The organism is Nocardioides sp. P86 (genome assembly GCF_023712465.1).
GTDB lineage: Bacteria > Actinomycetota > Actinomycetes > Propionibacteriales > Nocardioidaceae > Nocardioides > Nocardioides kribbensis.
This window is the reverse complement of record NZ_JAMAYE010000001.1, coordinates 776,735-803,044: the sequence shown is the minus strand read 5'-3', so window position 1 is coordinate 803,044 and position 26,310 is coordinate 776,735. Positions and strand designations below refer to the sequence as shown.

Genomic DNA, 26,310 nt, shown 5'->3' with positions numbered 1-26,310 from the left:
GTCGACGGGCGGGGCTCCAGCCTGGCAGGTCGTCCTGGTCGGGCTGCCCGGGACGGGTGGTTGAGGAGGAGGAGCGCCAGCGACGAGCGTCTCGCGATCACCGTCGGGCCGGTGGTCGAGGAGGGAGGAGCGCCAGCGACGAGCGTCTCGAAACCACTGTCCCCGGGCGGACGTGGTTTCGAGACGGTCGCTGGCGCTCCCTCCTCAACCACCGGGGCTGGTGCTCCCTCCTCGAGCACCGGGGCTGGGGCTCCCTCCTCGACCACCGTCGGGGTGAGGGCGGGCGGAGCGGGTGGCGACGGCGACACCGAGCACGGCCACGACCAGGCCGACGAGCTCGCGGGCGTCGAGGGTGTCGCCGAAGCAGAGCCAGGCCATCACGGCGGTGACGGGGGGCATGAGGAAGAAGACGCTGGCCGAGGCGCCGGCGCCGCCGCGGCGCACCACCGCGCCGAGCAGCAGCAGGCCGACGATGGAGTTGACGACGCCGAGCCAGGCCACGGTGGCGACCGCGACGACGGGGTCGTGCACCGGGCGGGTGCCCTCGAGCAGCAGCCCGAGCGCCACCAGCGGCACGGCGCACACCGCGAACTGCACCACCGCCGCCCACACCGGGTCGATCGCCTCGCCGGGCGGCGTGGCGCCCGCCTCGGCCGCGCCCGCCTCCTCGAGGGAGTCGGAGGGGCGGGGGGACGCGGGGGTGGTGGCCGTCCAGCGCTGGCCGAGGGTGCCGAGGCAGAGGCTGAGGGTGCTGAGCACGCCGAGGGTGAGGCCGACCGCCCCGCCGGCCTCCTCGATGTCGGGGCCGAGGATCGTCACGACGCCGGCGACGCCCACCACCAGGCCGACGACCTGCACGCGGGTGACCCGCTCGCGCAGCAGCACCCCGGCGAGCACGACGGTGAGCACGGGGGAGAGCGAGTGCATCAGCGCGCCGAGGGTGGCGCCGAGGCCGACGTCGAAGGCGAGGTACATGAAGACGAACTGCAACCCGTTCATCATCAGCCCCACCGCGCCCAGCCGCACGAGCACGCCCCGCGGCAGCCGCATCGGCCCGCGGCGCCACCGCGCCCAGGCCCCCAGCAGCAGCGTGGCCACCACGAAGCGCAGCGCCAGCAGCGTGATCGGCTCCACCGCCTCGACGCCGAGCGGGCCGGCGATGTAGCCCGAGGACCACACGACCACGAAGGCCGCCGCCGGCACGAGCGGCACCTGCGGGTGCGGCAGGTGCGGGTGGTGGCGGCCGTGGTCGGTGGCGGGGTCGGCGTCCCGGTCGGCGCCGGGTCGCGAGCCGGCCGGCTGCGCCGCCGACGGGGTGGGCGCGCGACGAGGTCCCCGAGACAGCATGGGCCCACCCTGCACCACCGGTGCGCGGGAGACCTAGAGTCGCGCTCGTGGACGGGCAGCGGGAGCGGCTGGTGGTGGGCGCGGCGCTCGTGCGCAGCGGGCGGGTGCTGGCCGCGCGGCGTACGGCTCCGCCGGAGGCGGCGGGACGCTGGGAGCTGCCGGGCGGCAAGGTCGAGGCCGGCGAGACCCCGGGCGACGCGCTGGTGCGCGAGGTCGCCGAGGAGCTGGGGTGCGAGGTCGAGGTGGTGGGGTGGCTGCGACCGCTGACGGGGCCGGCGACGGGGCCCGCAGCGGGCGCCGCCGGGGCGACCGCCGACGGGGTCGCGGTGCGGCCCGGGCTGACGTTGCGGGTGGCCACGGCGCGGCTGGTGCGCGGCGAGCCCGAGCCGGGCGAGCACGACCTGCTGGCCTGGGTCGGCCCCGACGAGCTCGACGACCTCGACTGGCTCGAGCCCGACCGGCCCTTCCTGCCCGAGCTGCGCCACGTGCTGCTCACCGCGCCGGTGGCCTCGGCGCGCGCGGTGTTCTTCTCCGACGACGACGCCCGCGCCGTGGAGCGCCGGCTGCGCGCCGACGGCTACGACGCCCACGTCGAGCGCGAGCGCCTGGCCGGGGAGGACGACGACGAGGACCACCCCTGGGCCGTGGTCACCGACGCCCCCGCCTTCGTGCTCGACGTGCTCTGCGACGAGCACGACGGCTGGCTCGACGAGGGCCTCGACGCCCCCGACGCGCCGCCCGCGCCGCCGCTGGACCTGCCGAGCGCGCCGAGGCGGATCAAAAAGCCGCAGTGAGGCGTTGGGGCCACTGACCGGCCGGTGCGCCGGTCGCGGTGCACGGCGGCGGACCCCCGCGGCCGGGCACCCTCCGCCCCTGTCGGACCTCGTCCCTAGGATCCTCGCCATGCCCGCAGCGCCCGCCCACGCCTCCCAGCAGCCGCCCGCCGCCACGCCCGCCGAGCAGCGGCTGCTCCTCGTGCACGCCCACCCCGACGACGAGACGATCGGCCAGGGCGCCACGATGGCGCAGTACGCCGCGCAGGGCCGCTCGGTCACCCTCGTCACCTGCACCGCCGGCGAGATGGGCGAGATCCTCGTGCCCGAGCTCGAGCACCTCGCCGCCGACAAGGAGGACCGCCTCGGCGAGCACCGCCGCGGCGAGATCGCCGACGCGATGGCCGCCCTCGGCGTCACCGACCACCGCTGGCTCGGCGGCTTCGGGCACTACCGCGACTCCGGCATGCAGTGGCACGCCGACGGCCACGCCGTCGCCGCCGACGACGTGCACGACAACGCCTTCTCCCGCGCCGACCTCACGGAGGCCGCCACCCTGCTGGTGGAGGTGATCCGCGAGGTGCGCCCGCAGGTGCTGGTGACCTACGACGAGTTCGGGGGCTACGGCCACCCCGACCACATCCAGGCCCACCGCGTCGCGATGTACGCCGCGCAGCTCGCGGCCGTGCCGTCCTACCGCCCCGACCTCGGGGCGGCGTGGGACATCGCCAAGGTCTACTGGGGCGCCATGTCGGAGAGCCGCATGCGCGCCGGTCTGCGCGCCCTGCGCGACGCCGGCGACACCACCTCCTTCGAGGGCATGGACCCCGACGGCCCGCTGCCGCACTTCGTGACCGCCGACGACGACCTGTCCTGCGCCGTCGACGCCCAGGACCACGTCGAGCGCAAGATGGACGCCCTGCGGGCCTACCCCACGCAGGTCACCCTCGACGGGCCCTTCTTCGCGCTGTCCAACAACGTCGGCGCCGCCGCCTGGGGCGTCGAGTTCTACCGCCTGGTGAAGGGCGCCCTGGGCCCGGTCGGCGACGACGGGCTCGAGAGCGACCTCTTCGCCGGGCTCGCCGGCGACGCGGGCTGACCCCGCCCGTGGTGGCCGAGGCGCCGGCGCACCCCGGGGCACCGGGGCGAGCAGCCCGACCGGGGCCGGTCGGGCTGGTGCTGCGCGTGCTCGCCGCCGCGCTGCTGGTCGCGGTGGGCGCGGCCACCGCGACCGCCGTCGTGCTGGTGCACCCGCTGTGGTGGGGCCTGCTGCTCGGCGCGGCCGCGACCCTGGCCACGGCGTGGGCCCTGCCGCGGTCGTGGTGGGCGCGCCCGCCGTGGGCGCTGGGCTGGGTGGTCGTGCTCGGCGTCGTGCTGCAGAGCTCCCCGGGGTCGGGCTACCTCGTGGCCCAGGACGTCGCGGGCTACCTGCTGCTCGGCCTCGGGCTGGTCGTCGTGGTCGTCGTCGTCTCCGACGTGACCACCCTGGTGCTGCGCCCGCGCGGCGCGCCGCCCGGCCTGCGCCCCGAGGCGGGCGACCCCGCCGGCGACCCTGCGCCGCCGACGTAGGGCCGGGGATCCGGGCGCGGCGCGGAGCCTTCCTTAGGATGGGGGTCGTGAGCCCGCGAGACGACGCCAAGCCGCCCCGCCCCGACCGCGAGGGGAGCGGGGGCAAGGTCGTCGCCGCGGTCATCGGCGGGCTGGCGCTGCTCGCCGGCGGGGGCTACGCCGCACTGGCCCTCACCGCCGGCGACAAGGTGCCGCGCGGCACGGCCGTCTCGGGCGTCGACATCGGCGGGCGCACCCAGGCCGACGCGGTCGCCGCCCTCGAGGAGGGCCTCGCCGAGCGCGAGAGCGGCCGGCTGCGGGTCTCGGTGGCCGGCTCCGACGCCGAGCCGCTGCGCCTCAGCCCCGCCGACGCGGGGCTCTCGGTCGACCACCTCGCCTCGGTCGAGGCCGCGGGCGGCGAGCGCACCTGGGACCCGCGCCGCCTGTGGGACTACTACACCGGCGGCGACGACCTCGAGGCCGTCGTCGACGTCGACCCCGCTGCGCTCGACGCGCTGGTGACCCGCCTCGACGACGAGGCCGGTGCTCCCGCGGTCGACGGCGAGGTCGTCTTCGGTCCCGCGGGCGTCAGCACCGTCTCCCCGCAGCAGGGCCGCGCCCTCGACGCCGAGGAGGTCCGCGAGGCGCTGGAGGCGGCGTACGTCGCCGAGCGCCGCGCCGACCGCCGCGTCGAGCTGGAGCCTGTCGTGGTGGAGCCCGACATCGACGCCGCCGACGTGCAGGCCGGCCTCGACGACTTCGCCAACCCCGCGCTGTCGGCCTCGGTCGTGCTGCGCTTCGACGGCACGCCGCTGCGGCTGCAGCCGGCCGACTACCGCGAGGCGCTCTCGATGGAGCCCGTCGACGGGGAGCTCGAGCCGCGCGTCGACACCGAGGCGCTGAGCGCGCTGGTCGACTCGATGACCACCTCCGACGACCCCGTCGACGCCACCGTCGCGCTGGTCGACGGCCGCCCGCAGGTCGTGCCGGGCCGCCCCGGGGTCTCCTACGACCCCGACGACGTCGCCGCCGACTTCCTCGACGTGCTGACGCGCCGCGAGGGCAGGCGGGAGGTCGACGTCGAGGCCACCGTGGCCCGGCCCGACTTCACCACGAAGGACGCCCGGGCGCTGGGGATCCGCGAGCGGGTGTCGTCGTTCACGACGTACTTCCCCTACGCGGAGTACCGCAACGTCAACATCGGCCGCGCCGCGGAGATCGTCGACGGCACGGTCGTGAAGCCGGGCGAGACCTTCTCCCTCAACGACATCGTGGGCGAGCGCACGGTCGAGAACGGCTTCACCACCGGCACCATCATCAGCGACGGCGTCTTCGTCGAGGACCTCGGCGGCGGCGTCTCGCAGATGGCGACCACGACCTACAACGCCGCCTTCTTCGCCGGCCTCGAGGACGTCGAGCACAAGGCGCACTCGGTCTACATCGACCGCTACCCCGTGGGCCGCGAGGCCACCGTCGTGTGGGGCGCGGTCGACCTGCGCTTCCGCAATGACACCGACCACGGCGTGCTGGTCGACACCGCCTTCTCCGACAGCACGCCGTCGTCGCAGGGCGTGCTGACGGTCTCGATCTGGTCGACGAAGACCTGGGACATCACCACCCGGACCTCCGAGCGCTACGACTACACCGCCCCGGCCACGCAGACCCTCAGCACCGAGAACTGCCTGCCCAACACCGGCTACTCCGGCTTCTCGGTCGACGTGTGGCGCTACTTCCGTCGCCCCGGGGAGGAGCAGCTGGTCAAGCAGGAGAAGATCCACACCGACTACATCCCCTCCGACACCATCATCTGCCGCCCGCCGGCGGGCGCCGGGCGCGGCTGACCCGCGCTTCCTGCCACGGGTCCGGCCTGGGCCCGGCCAGGGCCCCGACCTCAGGCCGGGGAGACGCGGAGCCGGTCGCGACCCACGTCGTGACGACGGCCGCGCGAGTCGGTGGCCCGGGCGAGCAGGGTGTGCACGCCGGGGGCCTCGGGCACCCAGGGGTGCTCCCACTCGACGGGACCGGCCGGCTCGTTGGGCCCGGTGAGGGTGGCCTCGTGCCAGCTCTCGCCGCCGTCGGTGCTGACCTCGACGATGGCCACGGTGGCGTCGTGCACGCACGCCGTGCCCCGCAGCACGCACATCCGCCCCTCCTGCGCCTCGACCGCGGTGTCGATCGCCACGCGGGGGTCGAGGGGCTGGCAGCCAGACGGCTGGGGGAGGCCGGCGTCGGTCATCATGCGCGTAACCATACTGACCTAGGTGAGTTAGGCGAACTACTGGCTCGGCGTGTCCGGCGCGCACCCGGGCCCGTCGGAGCCGACGAGGTCGGCCGCTCTAGCCTGGGCGCGTGCTGCTCCACCTGCGCGTGACCGCGCCCGCCGACCTGACCGAGTCGGTCTGCCAGACCCTCTGCCGCCACGACTGGATCACCAACGTGACCCTCCAGCGCGGCGTGGTGCTCGAGCCCGCCGGCGACCTCGTCGAGGCCGACGTGGCGCGGGAGAAGGCCGGACCGGTGATCCGCGAGCTGACCCGTCTGGGGCTGCGCGAGCGCGGCGGGATCGTGGTGACCTCGCCCACCGGCACGCCCTTCGACGCCGCCGACCGGCTCGAGCGCGCCGCCCCGGGCCACCCCGACGACGCCGTGATCTGGGAGTCGGTCGAGGCGGCCGCGGAGGCGGGCGCCGTGCCCACGGTGTCCTTCCACGTGTTCCTCGTGCTCGCGGTCGTGCTGGCCGCGGTCGCGGTGATCACCGACTCCGCGGTGCTGGTCATCGGGGCGATGGTGGTCGGCCCGGAGTTCAGCGCGATCGCGGCCACCTGCGCCGGGCTGCTGCTGGGTCGCTGGGGGCTCGTCGGCCGCGGACTCCGGCTGCTCGTGCTGTCGTTCCTGCTCGCCATCGTGGTCGTGACGCTGCTGGCGGTGCTGGCCCGGGCGACCGGGCTGGTGACGCTCGAGGAGGTCGTGCGCGAGCGGCCCAACACCGGCTTCATCTGGCACCCCGACCGCTGGTCCTTCATCGTCGCCCTGGTCGCCGGCGCCGCCGGCGCCCTCGCGCTGGCCATCGAGAAGACCGCCACCATGGTCGGGGTGTTCATCAGCGTCACCACCGTGCCGGCCGCCGGCAACCTCGCCCTCGGCCTGGCCTTCCTCGACGGCGGCGAGATCCGCGGGTCGCTGGCCCAGCTGGGGCTCAACGTCGCCGGCATGATCATCGCCGGCACCTTGGTGCTGGTGGTGATGCGGCTCTGGTGGACGCCGATCACCGTGGCCAGCGAGCGGCTCTTCCGCCGGCTGTCGTGACCGGGCTCAGGTCCCGCTGCCCGGAGCGCCGCCGGTGAAGCCGTCGCCCGGCCACGCGGCGACCCCGGGCGGGACGAGGTAGCGCGTGAGGTGGTGGGGGAGCAGGCCCAGGCCGTCGTAGAGGGCGAGGGCGGGCTCGTTGTCGGTCTCGACGTGCAGCCACACGGTGCTCGCCCCGCGCTCGGCGCCCCACTCCAGCAGCGCGTCCATCACCTCGCCGGCCAGGCCCTGGCGGCGGTGCTCGAGGCGGACCTTGAGCGCGTGCAGCCCCAGCCAGTCGCCGTCGAGGATGGCGCGGCCCTCGGCGATGCGGCCCGCCGAGGTCGCGACCACCGCGAGCGCCCGGTCGCCGGTGACCTCCACGTGGGTGCGGTCGACGGCGGGGGCGAGGCCGCGCCGGCGCCGGCGTACGGCGGCCAGCGAGCCGAGCCGGAACTCGACCTCCCCGTGCGGCAGCAGCCGCCAGCCCGCGGCGAGCGCGTTGGCCTCGACCGGGCCGTCGGCCTCGACCTGCAGCAGCGGGGGCCGGTCGCGCTCGGCGTAGAAGGCCTCGACCCGGGTGAGGGCCTCGGCCACCGGCACGCCGGGGTCGCCCACGGCCAGGCAGGAGTTGGCGCGCTTGAAGGGCCTTCCCACCGGCATCGGGTCGGTGCGGGCCACCCAGTCGCCCAGGTCGCGGCGCTCGACGTCGGGGAAGGCCGAGAAGGAGTGGCCCTCGGCCTCGCGGGCCGAGACCCGCTGGCGCACCGACGCGCGCGGCGGCACCGGCTTGCCCGAGACGATGTCGCGCAGCGCGATCTCGACCGGCTCGCCCCGCTCCGGGGCGATCGTGCAGGTCTCGGCGCCCCAGGCCGTGCACGTGCCGAGCAGGTCGGTGAAGGCCGGCCCGCCCGTGGGGCCGGTCTCGGGCTCGTCGCCCGAGGCGCCGCCGCCGCGCACGATCCGCCTCACCACGACCCGCGTGCCCACGACGTGCGGACCCAAGCGGTGGGCGGGGGCGGCGTCGGGCACGCCGGGATACTAGGCTGTGGGAGTCCATCAGCACCCCCAGGCCCCGGCCTGGATCTCCACTCCCAGGAGGATCCCGGTGACCTACGTCATCTCCCAGCCGTGTGTCGACGTCAAGGACCGCGCCTGCGTGGACGAGTGCCCCGTCGACTGCATCTACGAGGGCAAGCGGATGCTCTACATCCACCCCGACGAGTGCGTCGACTGCGGTGCGTGCGAGCCGGTCTGCCCGGTCGAGGCGATCTTCTACGAGGACGACACGCCGGAGGAGTGGAAGGACTACTACGACGCCAACGTGAAGTTCTTCGACGAGCTCGGCTCGCCCGGCGGCGCCGCGAAGATGGGGGAGATCGACCACGACCACCCCTTCATCGCCGCTCTCCCCCCGCAGAACCAGGACCACTGAGCGACACGGCCGGGCCGGGCGCGCGGGGCACCGTCTCCGCGCGCCTGCCCGACTTCCCCTGGGACGCCCTCACCGGGCACGCCGCACGGGCGCGCGCCCACCCCGACGGCGTCGTCGACCTCTCCATCGGCACGCCCGTCGACCCGACCCCCGAGGTCGTGCGCCGCGCCCTGGCCGGCGCGACCGACTCGCCGGGCTACCCGACGACCGTCGGCCTCGAGCGCACCCGCCAGGCTGTCGTGGACTGGCTGGCGCGCCGCCACGGCGTGAGCGGCCTCGGGACCGACCAGGTGCTGCCGTCGATCGGCTCCAAGGAGCTCATCGGCGCGCTGCCGCTGCACCTGGGCCTGGGCGCCGGCGACCTCATCGCCTACCCCGCGCTGGCCTACCCGACCTACGAGGTCGGCGCCGCCCTCGTCGGGGCCCGCGCCGTGGCCACCGACTCGCTGACCTCCCTGGGCCCCGAGACGCCGGCGCTGGTCTGGCTGAACTCGCCGTCCAACCCCTCGGGGCGGGTGCTGCCGCCGGAGCACCTGCGCAAGGTCGTCGACTGGTGCCGCGAGCGCGGCGCCCTGCTGGTCTCCGACGAGTGCTACCTCGAGTGCGCCTGGGAGACCACCCCGGTCTCGGTGCTCCACCCCGACGTGAACGGCGGCTCGCTCGAGGGGATCCTCGCGGTCCACTCGCTGTCGAAGCGCTCCAACCTCGCGGGCTACCGCGCCGCCTTCGTCGCCGGCGACACCGCGGTCGTCGCCGAGCTGCTCGCCGTGCGCAAGAACCTCGGCCTGATCATGCCCGGCCCGGTGCAGGTCGCGATGGCCGCGGCCCTCGACGACGACGAGCACGTCGTGGCCCAGCACGCCGTCTACGCCGCCCGCCGCGCCCGGCTGCGCGAGGCGCTGCTGCACGCCGGCTTCCGCGTCGACCACTCCGAGGCCTCGCTCTACCTCTGGTCGACCCGTGACGAGGACTGCTGGGACACCGTGTCCTGGCTCGCCGAGCGCGGCATCCTCGTGGCGCCCGGGGCCTTCTACGGCGTCGCCGGTCGCCAGCACGTGCGCGTCGCCTTCACCGCCACCGACGAGCGGGTCGACGCCGCCGTCGAGCGCCTCACCCGCTGACCCGGGCGGCTCAGTCGAGGACGTCGACGTGCACGTGGTCGCGGTGCTCCAGGATCGCGGCGGTCTCGGGGGAGCGGCCGGAGGTGTCGGGGGTGTAGTCGCGCCACCCCTCGTCGGCGCGCCCCGAGGTCCAGATCTTCGCGTCGTAGATGACCGTGGCGACGTCGAGGCGCTCGGCCTGCGCGACGAGGTACTGCGCCACCGCCCAGCCGCGCACCAGGTTGGTCGGGTTCACCGGGCGGTAGAAGAGGTCGACGGCGCGGCCCTCGTAGTGCGCCGAGCCCTCCATGTGGCCGGTGCTGACCCCGCCGGGGGCGAAGCCGCCGACGGCCTGGCGGCCGAAGTGGCGGTCGACGTCGCGGCGCACCCGCTCGGCCCGCGCGACCAGGCCGTTGTCGCCGAGGGTGTCGGAGGCGGGCTCGGCGGAGTCGTCGCTCTCGCAGGTGAAGGCGGCCGGCGAGTTGCCGGTCAGCGCCGAGGCGATGACGCGGGCGTCGTCCTCGTGGTCGGCGTAGGCGTCGGGGAAGGCCGAGCGCTGCACGGCCTGGGCGGCGACGGTGATCTCCATCGACTCGTAGCCGTCGACCTCCTCGAGCTCGTCGTAGAAGGCGTTGGTGGCGTAGGTCGGGTCGAGGATCTGCTCCACGGTGCCCCAGCCCTGCGAGGGGCGCTGCTGGAAGAGGCCGACGGAGTCGCGGTCGCCGTAGTCGATGTTGACGATCTTCGACTCCTGGTACGCCGTGGCCAGGGCGATCGACGCCGCGCGGGCGGGCATGCCGCGGCGCACGGCGGTCGCGACGATGAGCGAGGCGTTCTCGGCCTGCTCCACGCTCAGCTCGACCGAGCGGCCGTCGACGGTGGCGACGCAGGTGTCGCCGTCGAGCGACGGCGCCACCTCCTGGTAGACGCCGTAGCCGACGGCCCCCACGACCCCCAGCGCGGCCACGGCGGAGCCCGCGGCGATCACGGAGGTCCTCATGGGTCGATTCTCCTGGGACCGGCCAAGAACCACCTGAGAACGCGCCGGTCGGCGGCTGTGGGTCCTCGACCGCGCCTCAGTTGGCGTGCAGGTCGGCGTTGAGCGCGATGCCTTGCCCGGTGCGGGCGACGGCCTCGACGGCGCCGGAGACGGAGTTGCGGCGGAAGAGCACGTTGTCGGAGCCGGAGAGCTCGAGGGCCTTCACCACGCGGGGCTCGCCGGCCTCGTCGCGCTCGCCGACCAGGGTCACCTTGGTGCCGGCGGTGACGTAGCAGCCGGCCTCGACCACGCAGTCGTCGCCGAGCGAGATGCCGATGCCGGCGTTGGCGCCGAGCAGGCAGCGCTCGCCCAGCGAGATGACCTGGGTGCCGCCGCCGGAGAGCGTGCCCATGATCGAGGCGCCGCCGCCGACGTCGGAGCCGTCGCCGACCACCACGCCGGCGGAGATGCGGCCCTCGACCATGCTGGCGCCGAGCGTGCCGGCGTTGAAGTTCACGAAGCCCTCGTGCATGACGGTGGTGCCCTCGGCGAGGTGGGCGCCCAGTCGCACGCGGTCGGCGTCGGCGATGCGCACGCCGGCGGGCACGACGTAGTCGACCAGGCGCGGGAACTTGTCGATCCCGAAGACGGTGACGTGCTGGCCGCGGGCCTTCAGCCGGGCGCGGGTCAGCTCGAAGCCCTGCACGGCGCAGGGACCGGCGGAGGTCCACACGACGTTGGCCAGGTGGCCGAAGACGCCGGCCATCGAGATCGTGTGGGGGCGCACCAGGCGGGAGGACAGCAGGTGCAGACGCAGCCAGACGTCCTCGGTGGAGGTGGGGTCGGCCTGCAGGTCGGCGATCTCGACCAGGCGCACCTCACGGCGCACGCCACGGGCCTCGTCGCCGCCGACCAGGTCGGTGAGCTCGCGCGGGGCGGTCGCGTCGGCCGGGGTGTCACCGAGGCGGGGCTCGGGGAACCACACGTCCAGCACGGTGTCGTCGCTCGTCACGGTCGCCAGGCCGTGGGCCCAGGCGCGGGTCGGGGTGGCGGTCGGGTCGTTGGCCTCAGTCACGGCGGCAAGCCTAGGCGGGCCCGCCCCGCGGCTCGTCCGCGGTCCACGACCCCGGACGGCAGCACCCGCCACCGCGGGCGAGGCGCGCTGCCACCCGCCCGACCCCGATCCTGGGGAGGCGGTGTGGTGCTCGCCGCCGTGGGGCTTAACCTGGAGACGTCCGGCGGGGGGTCGGACGAGCCGGCGCTTCGGGGGGAGCCATGAGCGAGAGGCACGCCACGGCGTCCGCGAGGGCGACACCGTCCACCACAGCCGGCGCAGGCGGGTCCGCCGCCTCGCTCCCGTCGGCCCTGCCGGGCCGCACCCACCTGCTGCCCGAGATCGCCGACGCCGTGCACAGCTCCGGGGTGCTCGTGCTGCGCGGGCGACCGGGCACCGGGGTCTCGGCGGCCCTGGCCACCGTGGCGCCCCTGGCCGCGGCCACCGGCGTCCGCTGCCTCGCCACGGCCGCCGACCGCTGGGCCGCCGACGACGTGGGCGTGCTCGACACCCTCCTCGGCGAGCTCGACGGCCGCCCCGCGCTGGTGCGTCCCGCCGACGCCGACGAGGTGAGCCGCCGCCTCGCCGGCCGCGGCGTCTGCGCCCTGCCCGGCCCGGGCGGGATCGCCCCCGGCTCCCCGGTCGTGCTCGTGGTCGACGACGCCCACCTGCTCGGCCCCACCGCCCAGTCGCTGCTCGCGGTCGCGGCGCGGGAGTCCGGCGTCGCCGTCGTCGTCGGCGCCCACGGCGCCGTGCCCGCGCTCGAGGACCTCCCCGGCGCGCGCGTCCTCGACCTGCCCGGCCTCGACCGGGCCGCGGTCGCCGAGGTGGTGTCGCGAGCGCTGGGGGAGCAGGTCGAGCCGGGCTCTTCGCTGGCCGCCGGCTACGCCCGCGCCAGCGGCGGCGAGCCCGGCCGCCTGACGGCGCTGCTCGACCTGCCCGACGCCCGCGCGGCCCTCGACCTCGTGCGCTGGGCGCCCGACCCGTCTCAGACCGCGATCCGCCTCGAGGACGTGCTGCCCGTCGTCGTCGGCGGGGTCGTGGCCGGGGGCGGCGACCGCGACCTGGACGCCTGGGCCGTGCTCGCGCTGGCCGGGGCGGGGGCGCCGAGCGGGCTGCTCGACCACGCCCTGGGGGCGGGCTGGCAGAGCGCCGGGGTCGCGGCCGGCCTGCTGCGCGAGGGACCCGAGGGGGTCGCCTACCGTCACGACGCCGTGCGGCGCCTGGTCGAGCAGACCGTGCCGCCCGCGGTGCGCGCCGGCCTGCTGCACCGTCTCGCCGTGGCCGCGCTCGAGTCCGGCTGCCCGCCGCGGGTCTGCGCGCGGCTGCTCCTCGCCGCCGGCCCCGTCGACGTCGAGCTGGCGGTGCGCACCGCCGAGGACGCCGCGGCCCACCTGCGCGACGCCGGTGAGCGCGCCGAGGCCCGCGCCCTGCTGACCCGCGTGCTCGAGCTGCCGGTCACCGAGCCCGCTGTCCGCTGACCTGGCAGGACGACGGCGGGTCCGGGTGGACCCCGGTCGCCCCGGTCGCCCGGGTCGAGGCCGCGCCGGGGGCTGCCGCGCGTGACCATCGCCACCGGGCGTCGTTGGGCGGGTGATCCCGTCTCCCCCCGAGAGGCCGCTCCCGTGCGCCGTACGCCGCTCCGCCCGTCCACCGCCCGGCTGCGCCCGGCCGTCGCCCTCGCCGCGGCGGCCCTCGCCTTCGTGAGCGCCCTGACCGGCGTGGAGGCCCTCACGGTCGGACCGGCCGGGGCGGCCGGTGCCGGTGCGCCGGGGCCCGACCTGCGACCCACGCGCGCGCAGGTGCTCGAGGCCCTCGACTGCGCCGGTGACCTCACCCGCGGCCGCGCTCCGGTGCTCCTCCTGCACGGCACGACGTCGAGCGCCGAGGCCAACTGGTCGTGGAACTGGGACCGCGCCCTCGACGCCCGCGACCGCGCCCACTGCGACCTGCAGTCGCCCGACAGCGCCAACGCCGACATCCAGGTCAACGGTGAGTACGTCGTGCGCGCGATCCGCCTCATGCACCGCCGCGCCGGGCGCGACATCAGCATCGTGGGCCACAGCCAGGGCGGCATGGTCGGCCGCTGGGCGCTGAAGTACTGGCCCGACACCCGCGGCATGGTCGACGACTACGTCGGGCTCTCCTCCTCCCACCACGGCACCGAGGTCTTCGGCGCCGTCTGCGAGACCCTCGGGCGCTGCACCCCGGCCAACTGGCAGCAGCTGGCCGGCTCCGACTTCCTCACCGCCCTCAACCGCGGACGCGAGACCTACGACCGGGTCGACTACACCGCGATCAGCACGCGCTACGACGAGGTCGTCGTGCCCAGCACCTCGGCCCACCTCGCCCCCGGGAGCAACGTCACCAACGTCGCGGTGCAGGACCTCTGCCCGACCGAGGTCGTCGACCACTTCGGCATGGCCTACGACAACGCCGCCTGGCTGATCGGCCTCGACGCCCTGGAGCACCGCGGGCCGGCCCGGCTCGACCGCGTGCCCACCGCGACCTGCGGCCAGCCGCTGATGCCCGACGTCGACCCCGTCACCTTCCCGGCCGAGGTGGCCGCGGCCCTCGCGCAGACCGCGCGGTCGAGCGCCACCTCGCCGATGGTCACCGCCGAGCCGCCGCTGGCGCCCTACGCCCGCTGACCCCGGGCCCCGTGGCCCGGCCCGGCTCAGTGGGCCCGGCTCAGTGGGAGCCGAGCCGTCCGGTGAGCCGCTCGTGGCGCTCGGCGCTGGCCTCGTTGAGCCCCACGATGTCGGCGCGCTTGCCCTTCGCGGCGTACTTGGTGGTGATGGCGTCGAGGGAGGCCACGGTGGAGGCGTCCCACACGTGCGACTCGCTGAGGTCGATGACGACGCGCGCGGGGTCGCCGACGTAGTCGAACTGGCGGTAGAGGTCGTTGCTGGAGGCGAAGAAGAGCGCCCCGGTGACGCGGTAGACCGCGGTCTCCTCGCCGTCGCTGCCCACGGTGACCTCGCGGTCGACCTCGGTGAGGTGGGCGACGCGGCGCGCGAAGAGGGTCGTCGCGACGAGCACGCCGACGACGACGCCGATGGCGAGGTTGTGGGTGGCCACGGTGACCGCGACGGTCGCCACCATCACGGCGGTCTCCGAGCGCGGCATGCGCCGCAGCGTCTGCGGGCGCACCGAGTGCCAGTCGAAGGTGCCGACCGAGACCATGACCATCACCGCGACCAGCGCGGCCATCGGGATGATCGAGACCACGTCGCCGAGACCGACCACGAGGACCAGCAGGAAGACGCCGGCGAGGAAGGTGGAGATGCGGGTGCGGGCGCCGGAGGCCTTCACGTTGATCATCGTCTGGCCGATCATCGCGCAGCCGCCCATGCCGCCGAAGAAGCCCGTGATGACGTTGGCGGTGCCCTGGCCCCACGACTCACGGGTCTTGTCGGAGTGGGTGTCGGTGAGGTCGTCGACGAGCTTCGCGGTCATCAGCGACTCCAGCAGCCCGACCAGCGCCATCGCCAGGGCGTAGGGGGCGATGATCTGCAGCGTCTCCAGCGACAGCGGCACGTCGGGCACGAAGAGCGCGGGCAGGGAGTCGGGCAGCTCGCCCTCGTCGCCCACGTCGGGCACCGACAGCGCGGCCAGCACGGTGAAGCCGGTGAGCGCGACGATCGCGACCAGCGGAGCGGGCACGACCGTCGTGACGCGCGGCAGGCCGACCATGACGGCGATGCCGACGGCCACCATCGGGTAGACCAGCCACGGCACGTCGACGAGGTAGGGCACCTGCGCCAGGAAGATGAGGATGGCCAGGGCGTTGACGAAGCCGACCATGACCGAGCGCGGGATGAAGCGCATCAGCCGGCCGAAGCCGGCCAGGCCGAGCACGACCTGCAGCACGCCGCCGAGCAGCACGGTGGCGATGAGGTAGTCGTAGCCGTGCTCGCGCATCACTGGGGCGACGACCAGGGCGACGGCCCCGGTGGCCGCGGAGATCATCGCCGGGCGCCCGCCGAGGAAGGCGATGGAGACGGCCATGGTGAAGGACGCGAAGAGGCCGACCTGCGGGTCGACGCCGGCGATGATCGAGAACGAGATCGCCTCGGGGATCAGCGCCAGGGCCACCACGAGGCCGGCCAGCACCTCGGTGCGCAGCAGCGCGGGGGAGCGCAGCGCCTCGCGGACGCCGGGCTGGCGGGCCGGCGGCGTGGCGTCGGGGCGGGAGCCCGGCACGTCGGCCGGCAGGGAGGGGGTCGTGGTCACGAGGCTCCGTTCGGGGCAGGGCACACCGGCGCTCAACGGTCCGCCGCGGCGTGCGCGGGCGGTCTGGGGCGTCGGTGGACGGGATGGGAGGGTGGTGCGCGCCGGGCGCGCTGCCGGCGTCGTCGCCGGCGGAAGTCTGAGCACAACCCTACCCTTACGTGAGGGTAGGGTTGAAATCGCTCCCGCCCGACGCCTGCGCGAGCACACCCACCGACCGAGGAGACCCAGGTGAGCGAGGAGACCGCCGGCCCCGCGGCCGACCCGTCCGACCCGATCCCGGAGGCGCGCGCCATGCACATCGGTGAGGTCGCCACCCGCACCGACCTGTCGCTGCGCAGCCTGCGCCACTGGGACGAGGTGGGCCTGCTGCGTCCCTCCGGCCGCACCGACGGCGGCTTCCGGCTCTACACCGAGCGCGACGTCGAGCGGATCCTGCTCATCCGCCGCATGAAGCCGCTCGGCTTCAGCCTCGAGGAGATGGGCGCCGCCCTGGCCGACCTCGACCTCCTCGCCGAGGAGGGCCCCGGTCCCGACACGGGCCCCGGCGCCCCGCGAGCCGCGGCCCGCGAGCGGCTCGCCGCCGTGCAGGCCGAGGCGGCCGCCCGCCGCGAGAAGCTCGTGCGGCAGCTCGCCATGGCCGACGAGTTCCTCGACCTCCTCGGCCGCCACCTCCCCTGACGACCCACCCCGCCGGGTCCGGCCGGGGGGCGCCCGGAGGGCGCGGGGGTGCGGTCAGTCGTCGTCGTTGTCGGTCTCGGTGCCGCTGACGTCGCCGGAGACGGCGTCGATGCGCACGGTCTGCTCGGTGGTGCCGTCCTGCACCTGGACCTCCCACTCGGCCGCGCCGTTCTCCAGGTCGAGGTCGACGTCCTCGACCACGCCGCCGGCGACCTCGCCGCGGGCGGCCTCGACGGCCTGGCGGTAGTCGACCTGCACGTCGTTCAGCAGCTGCTGGCGCTCGGCGAGGTCGTCCTGGTCGTCGGCGTCGTCCTGGTCGACGTCGGGGCCGCGCTCGACCGAGGAGCCGTCGGCGGAGACGACCACGTCGTTCTCGACGCCCTGACCGTCGACGACGGTGATCTCCCAGCCGCCGGCGTCGTCGCGGTCGATGGAGAAGAGCGTGCTGCCCTGCACCGAGCCGACGGCGGTCGCCGCGGCGGCGAGGAGCGCGCGCTCGTCGCCGGAGCCGCCGGCCGAGCCGCCGGTCGAGGCGTCGTCGGAGGCGTCGTCGGAGGAGCCGGTCGACGGCGAGGCCGAGGCGGTCTCGGTGACGGTGGCGGTGGGCGCCGGGGCGGTGACGTCGTCGTTGTCGTCGTCGGAGTCGCCGCAGGCGGCCAGGCCGAGGGCCAGCGGGACGACGGCCGCGACGGCGAGGCTGCGGCGCAGGCGACGCCCGGGGGTGCGGCCGGTGAGGGTGGCGGTCGTGGTGCGGACGGTCTTCGTCATGGTCGTCTCCTGGATCGGGGTGGTCTTCCTCGAGGTCTCCTCGAGCACAGGCACCACTCTGCGGCGGTGCGCACCAACGCGGCTCCAAGGGAAGGTCAAGGCGACGCTAAGACGCGCGCCGGCCCCCGCCGGACCCCGCCGGACCACCGCGGGAGCCGAGCGGTGCGACGTACGGCGGGGGCGACGGGGAACCGGTTGGCCGTGGACGGGCCCGGCTGGCTACCCTGGGAGCACAGGCGCTCGAGCCGTCATCAGCGGCGAGCCTCCGGAAGAACGGGCCGCGCGGTCCCCGACCGCGCGACCTCACTAGACCCGGACGGGTAGGCCCGTCACAGCCCGCAACGAGCGGCCCCGCCCGACGCACGCGCCCACCGGCGCGCACGGCGCGGCAGGGCAAGCGAGGTGGTACCGCGGTCCCCGTCAGGGAGTCGTCCTCGTGGTGAGGCAGCCCACGACCCGACGCACCGCAGGAGATGACCCCGATGACCTATCCCCAGGTCTCCACGGCCGGCCAGGCCGCCGTCCCGTCCGCGCCGCGCTTCCCCGAGATCGAGGAGAAGGTGCTGGCCTACTGGGCCGCCGACGGCACCTTCCAGGCCTCGGTGGAGCAGCGCAGCGCCGGCGACGACGGCTCGGGGGAGTTCGTCTTCTACGACGGCCCGCCCTTCGCCAACGGGCTGCCGCACTACGGCCACCTGCTCACCGGCTACGTCAAGGACCTCGTGCCGCGCTACCAGACGATGCGCGGCAAGCGCGTCGAGCGCCGCTTCGGCTGGGACACCCACGGCCTGCCCGCCGAGCTCGAGGCGATGCGGCTCAACGGCATCAAGACCACCGACGAGATCGTCGAGATGGGCATCGACAGGTTCAACGACGCGTGTCGCGAGTCGGTGATGAAGTACACCGGCGAGTGGCGCGACTACGTCACCCGCCAGGCGCGCTGGGTCGACTTCGACCACGACTACCGCACGATGAACCCCGACTACATGGAGTCGGTCATCTGGGCCTTCAAGAGCCTGCACGACAAGGGCCTGGTCTACGAGGGCTTCCGCGTGCTGCCCTACTGCTGGAACGACGAGACGCCGCTGTCGAACCACGAGCTGCGCATGGACGACGACGTCTACCAGAACCGCCAGGACCCCGCGGTCACCGTCGGCTACACCCTCCACGCCCGCGAGGGCGTCGAGGGCGACGCCGAGCTCGACGGCGCGAAGGTGCTCATCTGGACCACCACCCCGTGGACCCTGCCCTCCAACCTCGCCGTCATGGTCGGCTCCGACATCGACTACGTCGTCGTCGAGGCGCCCGTGCCCGGCACCGAGGCGACCGCGCGCTACCTGCTGGCCGAGGCCCGCCTGGGCGCCTACGCCCGCGAGCTCGGCGACGAGCCGGTCGTGCTCGCCCGCCGCCGCGGCGCCGACCTGGTCGGCCTCACCTACACCCCGCCCTTCTCCTACTACGCCGACCACGACCGCGCCTTCCGGGTCGTGGCCGCCGACGACGCCGTCACGACCACCGACGGCACCGGCGTGGTCCACACCGCCGGCGCCTTCGGCGAGGTCGACAAGGAGGTCACCGACCGCGAGGGCATCGAGGCGGTCATGCCGGTGGGCAAGGACGGTCGCTTCACCGCGCCGGTGACCGAGTACGCCGGCATGCAGGTCTTCGACGCCAACCCCCACGTGATCGACCACCTGCGCGCGGCCACCCGCGGCGCCACCGGCGAGGAGGCCGGCGCGGTCACCGCCGGCACCGTCCTGCTGCGCCGCGAGACCTACGACCACTCCTACCCGCACTGCTGGCGCTGCCGCGAGCCCCTCATCTACAAGGGCGTCTCGTCGTGGTTCGTCGAGGTCACCGCGATCAAGGAGCGGATGCTGGAGCTCAACCAGCAGATCCGCTGGGTGCCCGAGCACATCCAGGACGGCCAGTTCGGCCGGTGGCTGGAGAACGCCCGCGACTGGTCGATCACCCGCAACCGGTTCTGGGGCTCCCCGGTGCCGGTGTGGAAGAGCGACGACCCGGCCTACCCCCGCCTCGACGTCTACGGCTCCTTCGCCGAGCTCGAGCGCGACTTCGGCGACCTGCCCCGCAACGCCGACGGCGAGCGCGACCTGCACCGACCCTGGGTCGACGAGCTGACCCGCCCCAACCCCGACGACCCGCGCCCCGAGGGCGAGCGCTCCACCATGCGCCGCGTCACCGACGTGCTCGACGTGTGGTTCGACTCGGGCTCGATGTCCTACGCCCAGGTGCACTACCCCTTCGAGAACGCCGACTGGTTCGACGGCACCGCCGCGGCCAAGGGCCACTTCCCGGGCGACTTCATCGTGGAGTACATCGGCCAGACCCGCGGCTGGTTCTACACCCTCCACGTCCTGGCCACCGCGCTCTTCGACAAGCCCGCCTTCTCGGCCTGCGTCAGCCACGGCATCGTCCTGGGCTCCGACGGCAACAAGATGAGCAAGTCGCTGCGCAACTACCCCGACGTGCGCGAGGTCTTCGACCGCGACGGCGCCGACGCCATGCGCTGGTTCCTCATGTCGAGCCCGATCCTGCGCGGCGGCAACCTCGTGGTCACCGAGCAGGGCATCCGCGACTCGGTGCGCCAGGTGATGATGCCGCTGTGGAACAGCTGGTACTTCTTCCAGCTCTACGCCAACGCCGCCGGCGAGGGCGGCTACACCGCGCAGCGCTCCACCGCCTCCACCGACCCGCTCGACCGCTACCTGCTGGCCAAGACCCGCCAGTACGTCGAGCAGATGACCGGCGCCCTCGACGACTACGCCGTCGCCGAGGCCTGCGACGTCACGCGCTCCTTCCTCGACGTGCTGACCAACTGGTACATCCGCCGCTCCCGCGAGCGCTTCTGGCAGGGCGACGCCGCGGCCTTCGACACCCTCCACACCGTGCTCGAGGTCGTCTGCCGCACGACCGCCCCGCTGCTCCCGCTCACCACCGAGGAGATCTGGCGCGGGCTGACCGGTGGCCGCTCGGTGCACCTCACCGACTGGCCGACGCCCGAGGAGCTGCCCGGCGACGACGCGCTGGTCACGGCGATGGACCAGGTGCGCGACGCCTGCTCGGCCACCTCCGCGCTGCGCAAGGCCGGCCAGCTGCGCAACCGGCTGCCGCTGCCGGCCCTCACCGTGGTCGTGGCCGACCCCGCGCTGCTCGCCGGCTTCGAGTCGATCCTCGCCGACGAGGTCAACGTCAAGACCGTGCGGCTGCTGGGCGCCGACGCGCCCGAGGCGGCGTCGTACGGCGTGTCGCAGCGGCTCACCGTCAACGCGCGCGCGGCCGGACCCCGGCTCGGGCGCGAGGTGCAGGTCGCGATCAAGGGCTCGAAGTCGGGCGACTGGTCGGTGGCCGAGGACGGCACCGTCACCGCGGGCGGTCTCGCGCTGGTCGAGGGGGAGTACACCCTGGAGACCGTCGCCGGCGCCGCCGACGACACCACCGCGGTGGGCCTGCTGCCCCGCGGCGGCGGCTTCGTGGTGCTCGACACCGCCGTCACCCCCGAGCTCGCGGCCGAGGGCCTGGCGCGCGACCTGGTGCGCGCGGTGCAGCAGGCCCGCCGCGACGCCGGCCTCGACGTCTCCGACCGGATCGCGCTGACCCTCACCGGCGGCCCGGCCGTGCGCGGGGCCGCCGCCACCCACGAGGCCCTCATCGCGCGGGAGACCCTGGCCACGTCGTTCTCGGTGGTCGACCCCGACCAGGGCGGCACGCCCACCGGGGCCACCGAGGTGGTGGTCGGCGACGGCGAGAAGGCCGGCGTGCACGTCGCCCGCGCCTGATCCCGGCCGGGGCCGGGGAGCCACGGGCCGGTGACCCCGGCCCGTGGCCGGCCCGTGGCAGGGTGGGCCCATGGCGCTCGCGACGTGGAAGGACCTGTGCCTCGACGCGGTCGACGTGGAGGCGCAGTCACGCTTCTGGGCGGCGGCGACGGGCCTGGAGGAGCGCGACGACCCCACGCACCGCCACCTGGTCGGCCCCACGCCGCGCCACACGATCTGGGTCAACGCCGTCGACCGGCCCCACGTGACGAAGAACCGGCTGCACCTCGACCTCGACTCGGGCCCCGTCGAGGAGCTCGTCGCACTGGGCGCGCGCGTGCTCTCGCGGCCCGCCGACACCGGCTTCGCGTGGCACGTGATGGCCGACCCCGAGGGCAACGAGTTCTGCGCCTTCGAGCGCGCCGAGCCGCCGGCGGTGCGCCTGCACGGCATCGGGGTCGACTGCGTCGACCCGGGCCGCGTGGCCCGCTGGTGGGCGGACGTCCTCGGGGCCGAGGCCGTGCTTGACGAGGGCGGCTGGTGGACCGTGGCCGGCGTGGCCGCCGACGAGCGGATGACGCTGGACTTCAACGCGGTGCCCGAGCCCCGCACGGTGCCGCACCGGGTGCACTGGGACGTCACCGGCGACGTCGAGGCCCTGCTCGCCGCGGGCGCGCACCGGCGGTGGGAGACCGAGCACTGGTCGGTGCTCGGCGACCCCGAGGGCAACGAGTTCTGCGTGTTCGCACCCGAGTCCTGAGCGGGACCGCTCAGCCGTCGGCGAGCTCGACCTTCGTGGCCGCGATCCGCTCGAGCAGCTGCTCGAGGGCCTCCTCGAACTCGGTGGCCGAGTGGTCCTGGGCGAGGTCGGCGCGCAGCCGCGCCACCGTCGGGTGCTGCCGCAGCGCCTCGTTGTCCTCCTCGCCGTCGTCGACGACGTCGAGGGGGCCGATGTCGGCGCCGTGGGAGGCGACCTCGAGCAGCAGGTTGCCCAGCAGGAAGCTGGTGAACGAGCGGTAGGCCGCCACCGCGGCCGCGTCGCTGAAGCCCTCGGAGGTCAGCCCGGCCAGGAACGACTCCACCCAGTCCAGGCTGCGCAGCGGCGGGCGCAGCCACGGCGCCTCGGGCGGGCGCGAGGCCACGAGCGGGAAGGCCTGGATGTGGGCGAGCGCCACGCGCCGCACCCCGTGGGCCATGCGCTGCAGGAAGTCCTGCCAGCCGTTGTCGGGGGTGCTGAGCACCTCGGGATCGGCGTACATGCCGGAGATGAGCGACTCGACGACGGCGTCGAGCAGGTCCTCCTTGCCCGGCACGTAGCGGTAGAGCGACATCGCCTCGACGCCCAGGCGCTTGCCCAGGCGGCGCATCGAGAGTCCGCCGGGGCCGACCTCCTCGAGGAAGACCAGCGCCTCGGAGACGATCCGGTCGCGGTCGAGGGGCACCCGCGCAGAGGGGGGCGCGCCGCCGGCCACGATCGCCGCGTCGGCGTCGGGCAGCGGGGGCTCCGGGCCGTCGCCGGGAGCAGGGCCGACCGCGGCCGCGTCGGTGACGGGCCGGTCGTGGTCGGGGTGCTCGGCGGGCGACATGGGGGTGCTCCTCGGCTGGGGGTTCCACGGTAGCGACGACCGCGGTGACGCCGTCGTCCGGGCCGACCCTCCGGCACGTGGTGACGTGCGAGGGAGGGTGGACCCGGACGACGGGGTGGAGCACGCGACCGGGGGGAGTCGCGGGGACGGTGCGGGGGCTGTGGTCGGCCGGGGTCGGCCGGGGTCAGCCGGGGTCGGCCGGGGTCAGCGACCGAGACCGGCGCGGTCGACCTTGCGGTGGAAGTGCATGCCGGCCAGGCCGCCGAGCAGGGCGCCGACCAGGCTGACGACGACGACGCCGACGAGCACGGCGATGGCCTGCAGGGTGAGGTCGCCCGCGTCGACCGGGATGCGCGGGAAGGAGTTGACGTCGCCCAGCACGTCGTACTGCGAGCCGGCGACGGCGCCGAGGATCGCCACGACGATCGCGGCCACGACGGCCCAGGCCCACACGGCGAAGCCCTGCTTCATGCCGTCGAAGCGGGCCATGCGGCCGGCGACGTAGCCGCCGGAGTAGTAGGAGAGGAAGACGACGACCAGCACCAGGATGACGCCGGCCCAGCCGATCTCCTCGGCCTGCAGGCCGTTGCCGGTCGCCGCGTCGGCGACCTCGGAGGCGCTGGAGACCAGGCCCACGCCGGCGCCGGCGGCGGCGACGAGGGCGGTCAGCAGCACGGCCATGCCGGTGGCGGTGAGCCAGCCGAAGAAGGCGACGAAGGGCTTGATGCCCCCGAAGCGCTCGCGCTCGCGGTCGACGACGTCGCGGCGCGACTCGGTCGGGGTCGCGTCGTGGTCGTGGTCGTGCCCGGACCCGAGGGGTGAGGTGGCGGTCATGGCGTCCTGCTTTCGTCGAAGTGGTGACCGGGCCGCCCGTTTGACCGGGGGGCTACGGTGAAACTGACTTACGACGTAAGTCAACCGGAGCGGCCGCCGTGGCTGCTCACCCCGAAGGCCCGACCTGGGCCACAGACGAAGGAGTAGCCATGGGTATCGCCGACAAGGCCAAGAACGCCGCTCAGGACGCCGCCGGCAAGGTCAAGGAGGCCGTGGGCGACGTCACCAACAACGAGAAGCTCGAGGCCGAGGGCAAGAAGGACCAGGCCGCGGCCTCGGCCAAGAAGACCGGCGAGGGTGTCAAGGACGCCTTCAAGGGCTGACGTGGGCAAGCCCAAGCGCACGATCTTCCAGCTGCTCGGCTGGCTGGTCTGGAAGCTGCTGGCCCTCTTCGGGGTCAAGTTCGCCAAGGACAAGCTCAAGCAGGGCGAGCGCCGTCGCTGAGGTCCCCGAGACCTCCGCGGCCGAGCGCCGCTCGCGCGCAGCCACCACGACCCCCGACTGCCGTCGGGGGTCGTGGTGCGTCCGGACACCGCCCGGTCGTCCGGCGTACGCCAGGGCGTCGCGCGCCGCCCGGGCCCGGCGCGCGCCCCGGCTGGTTGACTAGCGCCATGCCGCAGACGCCCGTGACGACCCCCGTGCTCGACCTGACCGCCGACGCGGTCACCCTCACCCGCCAGCTGTGCGACATCGAGTCGGTCAGCCTGGGCGAGCGCGACATCGCCGACGCGGTGGAGGAGGCGCTGCGGGCCCTGCCCCACCTGGAGGTGGTGCGCCGCGGCCACACGGTGGTGGCGCGCACCGACCTGGGCCTGGGCGACCGCGTCGTGATCGCGGGCCACCTCGACACCGTGCCGGTCAACGACAACATGCCCAGCCGTCTCGACGAGGCCACCGGTCTGCTGCACGGCCTCGGCACCTGCGACATGAAGGGCGGCGACGCCGTCATCCTGCGCCTGGCCGCCACCGTGACCGCGCCGGTGCGCGACGTGACCTACGTGCTCTACGAGGCCGAGGAGATCGACGCCGAGTTCAACGGCCTCCACAAGCTCTCCCAGTCGGACCCCGAGCTGATGACCGGCGACTTCGCGATCCTCATGGAGCCCTCCGACGCCGTGGTCGAGGCCGGCTGCCAGGGCACGCTGCGCGTCGAGGTCCGCACCCGCGGGGAGCGCGCCCACTCCGCGCGCAGCTGGAAGGGCGTCAACGCCATCCACGGGGCCGCCGACGTGCTGGCCCGGCTCGCCGGCTACGAGGCGCGGCGACCGGTCATCGACGGCCTGGAGTACCACGAGGGGCTCAACGCGGTCTTCATCCGCGGCGGGGTCGCGGGCAACGTGCTGCCCGACGAGTGCGTCGTCGAGGTCAACTTCCGCTTCGCGCCCGACCGCTCCGAGGCCGAGGCCGAGGCCTTCGTGCGCGACTTCTTCGACGGCTACGACGTCACCCTCACCGACACCGCCCCCGGCGCGCTGCCCGGGCTCGACCAGCCCGCCGCCAAGGCCTTCCTCGAGGCGGTCGGCGGCGTGGCCAACCCCAAGTTCGGCTGGACCGACGTCGCCCGCTTCAGCGCCCTGGGCGTGCCGGCGGTCAACTACGGACCCGGCGACCCGCTCCTGGCCCACAAGCAGGAGGAGCACGTGCCGGTCGAGCAGGTGCTGCGCTGCGAGCGACAGCTCGCCGCCTGGCTGCGCGGGGAGCAGGGCCGCGGGGAGCAGGGCGGGGAGCAGGGCGGGGAGCAGGACGCGTGAGGCACAAGTTCAAGGGTCCGGTCATCCAGCGCCGCGACCAGGTCGACGGCTCCACCACCGACCAGCGCCTGCTCGACTCCCGCGGGCCCTCCGACTGGGTCCACACCGACCCGTGGCGGGTGCTGCGCATCCAGGCTGAGTTCGTGGAGGGCTTCGGGGCGCTGGCCGAGCTCGGCCCGGCGATCGGCGTCTTCGGCTCCGCCCGCACCCCGCTCGACCACCCCTCCTACGCCCAGGGCGAGGAGCTGGGCCGTCGCCTGGTCGACGCGGGCTTCGCCGTGATGACCGGCGGCGGGCCCGGCGCCATGGAGGCCGCCAACAAGGGCGCGAGCGAGGCCGGCGGCCTCAGCGTCGGGCTCGGCATCGAGCTGCCCTTCGAGTCCGGCCTCAACGAGTGGGTCGACATCGGGGTCAACTTCCGCTACTTCTTCGCCCGCAAGACGATGTTCGTCAAGTACGCCCAGGGCTTCGTCGTCCTGCCCGGCGGCCTCGGCACCCTCGACGAGCTCTTCGAGGCCCTCACGCTCGTGCAGACCCAGAAGGTCACCCGCTTCCCCGTCGTGCTGCTCGGCGTCGACTACTGGTCGGGGCTGCTGGCCTGGCTGCGCGACACCGTGCTCGCCGACGGCAAGATCTCCACCGCCGACCTCGACATGATGGTGCTCACCGACGACCTCGACGAGGCCGTCGACCTCATGGTGCGTGCCCGAGGGGAGCGTGCGTCGTGATGTGGTTCCTCGCCGTCCTCGGCGTGCTCCTCCTGGGCGGGATCGCCGTGGTCGCCTCGGGCCGCGGCACCCCGCTCGCCCCGGCCTACGACGACCGGCCCGACGCCCTCGTGCCCGCGGCCGGACCGCTGCGCCCCGACGACCTGCGACGCGTGCGCTTCTCCCTGGCCCTGCGCGGCTACCGCATGGACGAGGTCGACGCCCTGCTCGCCAGGCTCGCCGACCAGCTCGCCGACCAGCGCGACGGGGCCGGCGGGGCCGGTGGGACCGCCGCAGGTGAGGTCGCTGCCGCGGAGGCAGAGGGGCCCGCCGACGGCGACGCTGCTGCGCCGTACGACGGCGACGCTGCTGCGCCGTACGACGGCGGTGGCCACGACCGGGCCGCGGGCGGTCGTGGCGACGCGCCACAGCCGTAGGGCACACTCTCCC

The 26,310-nt window shown here is 74.8% G+C and carries 25 protein-coding genes; 16 read left to right on the top strand and 9 right to left on the bottom strand.

The window, feature by feature from the left end:
• Positions 1-204: 204 nt before the first annotated feature.
• Positions 205-1,347: a DMT family transporter gene (locus M3673_RS03710; RefSeq protein ID WP_251531663.1), complete on the bottom strand. Its 1,143-nt coding sequence runs from the start codon at positions 1,345-1,347 to the stop codon at positions 205-207.
• A 47-nt stretch (positions 1,348-1,394) separates the two neighbouring features.
• On the opposite strand from M3673_RS03710, the gene M3673_RS03705 reads away from it, so the two are divergent.
• From M3673_RS03705 to M3673_RS03690, 4 genes are all read left to right on the top strand, one after another.
• A complete protein-coding gene (locus M3673_RS03705; RefSeq protein ID WP_251531661.1) occupies positions 1,395-2,141 on the top strand; it encodes a (deoxy)nucleoside triphosphate pyrophosphohydrolase in 747 nt (248 codons plus the stop codon).
• Between the two features lie 109 nt (positions 2,142-2,250).
• Positions 2,251-3,219, top strand: a complete 969-nt coding sequence (gene mshB, locus M3673_RS03700) for an N-acetyl-1-D-myo-inositol-2-amino-2-deoxy-alpha-D-glucopyranoside deacetylase (RefSeq protein WP_056862268.1) — start codon at positions 2,251-2,253, stop codon at positions 3,217-3,219.
• A 77-nt stretch (positions 3,220-3,296) separates the two neighbouring features.
• Positions 3,297-3,689 (top strand): hypothetical protein, encoded by a 393-nt coding sequence (locus M3673_RS03695; RefSeq protein ID WP_251531659.1) that lies wholly within the window; start codon positions 3,297-3,299, stop codon positions 3,687-3,689.
• Positions 3,690-3,736: 47 nt separating this feature from the next.
• Entirely contained in the window at positions 3,737-5,509 is a 1,773-nt protein-coding gene (locus M3673_RS03690; RefSeq protein WP_251531657.1) for a VanW family protein, read from the top strand.
• 50 nt (positions 5,510-5,559) lie between these two features.
• Here M3673_RS03690 and M3673_RS03685 read toward each other — a convergent pair whose 3' ends face one another.
• Positions 5,560-5,907, bottom strand: a complete 348-nt coding sequence (locus tag M3673_RS03685; protein ID WP_056904673.1) for a hypothetical protein — start codon at positions 5,905-5,907, stop codon at positions 5,560-5,562.
• 110 nt (positions 5,908-6,017) lie between these two features.
• Here M3673_RS03685 and M3673_RS03680 point away from each other — a divergent pair, with 110 nt between their 5' ends.
• On the top strand, positions 6,018-6,974 hold the full coding sequence (locus tag M3673_RS03680) for a DUF389 domain-containing protein (RefSeq protein ID WP_193665191.1): 957 nt from the start codon (positions 6,018-6,020) through the stop codon (positions 6,972-6,974).
• Positions 6,975-6,980: 6 nt separating this feature from the next.
• On the opposite strand, the gene M3673_RS19540 is transcribed toward M3673_RS03680, so the two are convergent.
• Positions 6,981-7,985 carry a GNAT family N-acetyltransferase gene (locus M3673_RS19540; protein ID WP_251531654.1) on the bottom strand — a complete coding sequence of 335 codons (1,005 nt, stop codon included), beginning with the start codon at positions 7,983-7,985 and terminating at the stop codon, positions 6,981-6,983.
• Positions 7,986-8,061: 76 nt separating this feature from the next.
• On the opposite strand from M3673_RS19540, the gene fdxA reads away from it, so the two are divergent.
• Both fdxA and dapC read left to right on the top strand, forming a co-directional pair.
• Positions 8,062-8,388: a ferredoxin gene (gene fdxA, locus M3673_RS03670; RefSeq protein WP_056862274.1), complete on the top strand. Its 327-nt coding sequence runs from the start codon at positions 8,062-8,064 to the stop codon at positions 8,386-8,388.
• Positions 8,385-9,509 (top strand): succinyldiaminopimelate transaminase, encoded by a 1,125-nt coding sequence (gene dapC / locus M3673_RS03665; RefSeq protein ID WP_251532772.1) that lies wholly within the window; start codon positions 8,385-8,387, stop codon positions 9,507-9,509. Before fdxA ends, dapC begins: the two co-directional genes overlap by 4 nt.
• 10 nt (positions 9,510-9,519) lie before the next feature.
• On the opposite strand, the gene M3673_RS03660 is transcribed toward dapC, so the two are convergent.
• Together M3673_RS03660 and dapD are read right to left on the bottom strand one after the other, a co-directional pair.
• Positions 9,520-10,488, bottom strand: a complete 969-nt coding sequence (locus M3673_RS03660; protein WP_056862275.1) for a hypothetical protein — start codon at positions 10,486-10,488, stop codon at positions 9,520-9,522.
• A gap of 76 nt (positions 10,489-10,564) precedes the next feature.
• Positions 10,565-11,542, bottom strand: a complete 978-nt coding sequence (gene dapD / locus M3673_RS03655) for a 2,3,4,5-tetrahydropyridine-2,6-dicarboxylate N-succinyltransferase (RefSeq protein WP_251531653.1) — start codon at positions 11,540-11,542, stop codon at positions 10,565-10,567.
• A gap of 200 nt (positions 11,543-11,742) precedes the next feature.
• Here dapD and M3673_RS03650 point away from each other — a divergent pair, with 200 nt between their 5' ends.
• Positions 11,743-13,002 carry a hypothetical protein gene (locus tag M3673_RS03650; protein WP_251531652.1) on the top strand — a complete coding sequence of 420 codons (1,260 nt, stop codon included), beginning with the start codon at positions 11,743-11,745 and terminating at the stop codon, positions 13,000-13,002.
• Positions 13,003-13,146: 144 nt separating this feature from the next.
• Positions 13,147-14,172 (top strand): lipase family protein, encoded by a 1,026-nt coding sequence (locus M3673_RS03645; protein ID WP_251531650.1) that lies wholly within the window; start codon positions 13,147-13,149, stop codon positions 14,170-14,172.
• A 40-nt stretch (positions 14,173-14,212) separates the two neighbouring features.
• Here M3673_RS03645 and M3673_RS03640 read toward each other — a convergent pair whose 3' ends face one another.
• Positions 14,213-15,667, bottom strand: coding sequence for a SulP family inorganic anion transporter (locus tag M3673_RS03640; protein ID WP_374108187.1), 1,455 nt, complete (start codon positions 15,665-15,667; stop codon positions 14,213-14,215).
• 318 nt (positions 15,668-15,985) lie between these two features.
• On the opposite strand from M3673_RS03640, the gene M3673_RS03635 reads away from it, so the two are divergent.
• On the top strand, positions 15,986-16,435 hold the full coding sequence (locus tag M3673_RS03635; RefSeq protein ID WP_200918917.1) for a MerR family transcriptional regulator: 450 nt from the start codon (positions 15,986-15,988) through the stop codon (positions 16,433-16,435).
• A 54-nt stretch (positions 16,436-16,489) separates the two neighbouring features.
• Here the strand turns inward: M3673_RS03635 and M3673_RS19060 are convergent, their stop codons facing one another.
• A complete protein-coding gene (locus M3673_RS19060) occupies positions 16,490-17,203 on the bottom strand; it encodes a PepSY domain-containing protein (RefSeq protein ID WP_193665161.1) in 714 nt (237 codons plus the stop codon).
• Between the two features lie 482 nt (positions 17,204-17,685).
• On the opposite strand from M3673_RS19060, the gene ileS reads away from it, so the two are divergent.
• On the top strand, positions 17,686-21,003 hold the full coding sequence (gene ileS, locus M3673_RS03625; RefSeq protein ID WP_251531641.1) for an isoleucine--tRNA ligase: 3,318 nt from the start codon (positions 17,686-17,688) through the stop codon (positions 21,001-21,003).
• A 70-nt stretch (positions 21,004-21,073) separates the two neighbouring features.
• Entirely contained in the window at positions 21,074-21,742 is a 669-nt protein-coding gene (locus tag M3673_RS03620; RefSeq protein WP_251531639.1) for a VOC family protein, read from the top strand.
• A 10-nt stretch (positions 21,743-21,752) separates the two neighbouring features.
• Here the strand turns inward: M3673_RS03620 and M3673_RS03615 are convergent, their stop codons facing one another.
• A complete protein-coding gene (locus tag M3673_RS03615; protein WP_251531637.1) occupies positions 21,753-22,568 on the bottom strand; it encodes a TetR/AcrR family transcriptional regulator C-terminal domain-containing protein in 816 nt (271 codons plus the stop codon).
• A 204-nt stretch (positions 22,569-22,772) separates the two neighbouring features.
• Entirely contained in the window at positions 22,773-23,402 is a 630-nt protein-coding gene (locus tag M3673_RS03610) for a hypothetical protein (RefSeq protein ID WP_251531636.1), read from the bottom strand.
• 149 nt (positions 23,403-23,551) lie between these two features.
• On the opposite strand from M3673_RS03610, the gene M3673_RS03605 reads away from it, so the two are divergent.
• From M3673_RS03605 to M3673_RS03590, 4 genes are all read left to right on the top strand, one after another.
• The gene (locus M3673_RS03605; RefSeq protein ID WP_082503152.1) at positions 23,552-23,725 is read left to right on the top strand and encodes a CsbD family protein; all 174 of its coding nucleotides are present in this window, start codon (positions 23,552-23,554) and stop codon (positions 23,723-23,725) included.
• Positions 23,726-24,013: 288 nt separating this feature from the next.
• A complete protein-coding gene (gene dapE / locus M3673_RS03600; RefSeq protein WP_251531635.1) occupies positions 24,014-25,153 on the top strand; it encodes a succinyl-diaminopimelate desuccinylase in 1,140 nt (379 codons plus the stop codon).
• Positions 25,150-25,881: a TIGR00730 family Rossman fold protein gene (locus M3673_RS03595; protein ID WP_251531634.1), complete on the top strand. Its 732-nt coding sequence runs from the start codon at positions 25,150-25,152 to the stop codon at positions 25,879-25,881. Before dapE ends, M3673_RS03595 begins: the two co-directional genes overlap by 4 nt.
• Positions 25,881-26,297, top strand: a complete 417-nt coding sequence (locus M3673_RS03590; protein WP_251531633.1) for a DivIVA domain-containing protein — start codon at positions 25,881-25,883, stop codon at positions 26,295-26,297. Before M3673_RS03595 ends, M3673_RS03590 begins: the two co-directional genes overlap by 1 nt.
• The last annotated feature ends 13 nt before the right edge of the window (positions 26,298-26,310 follow it).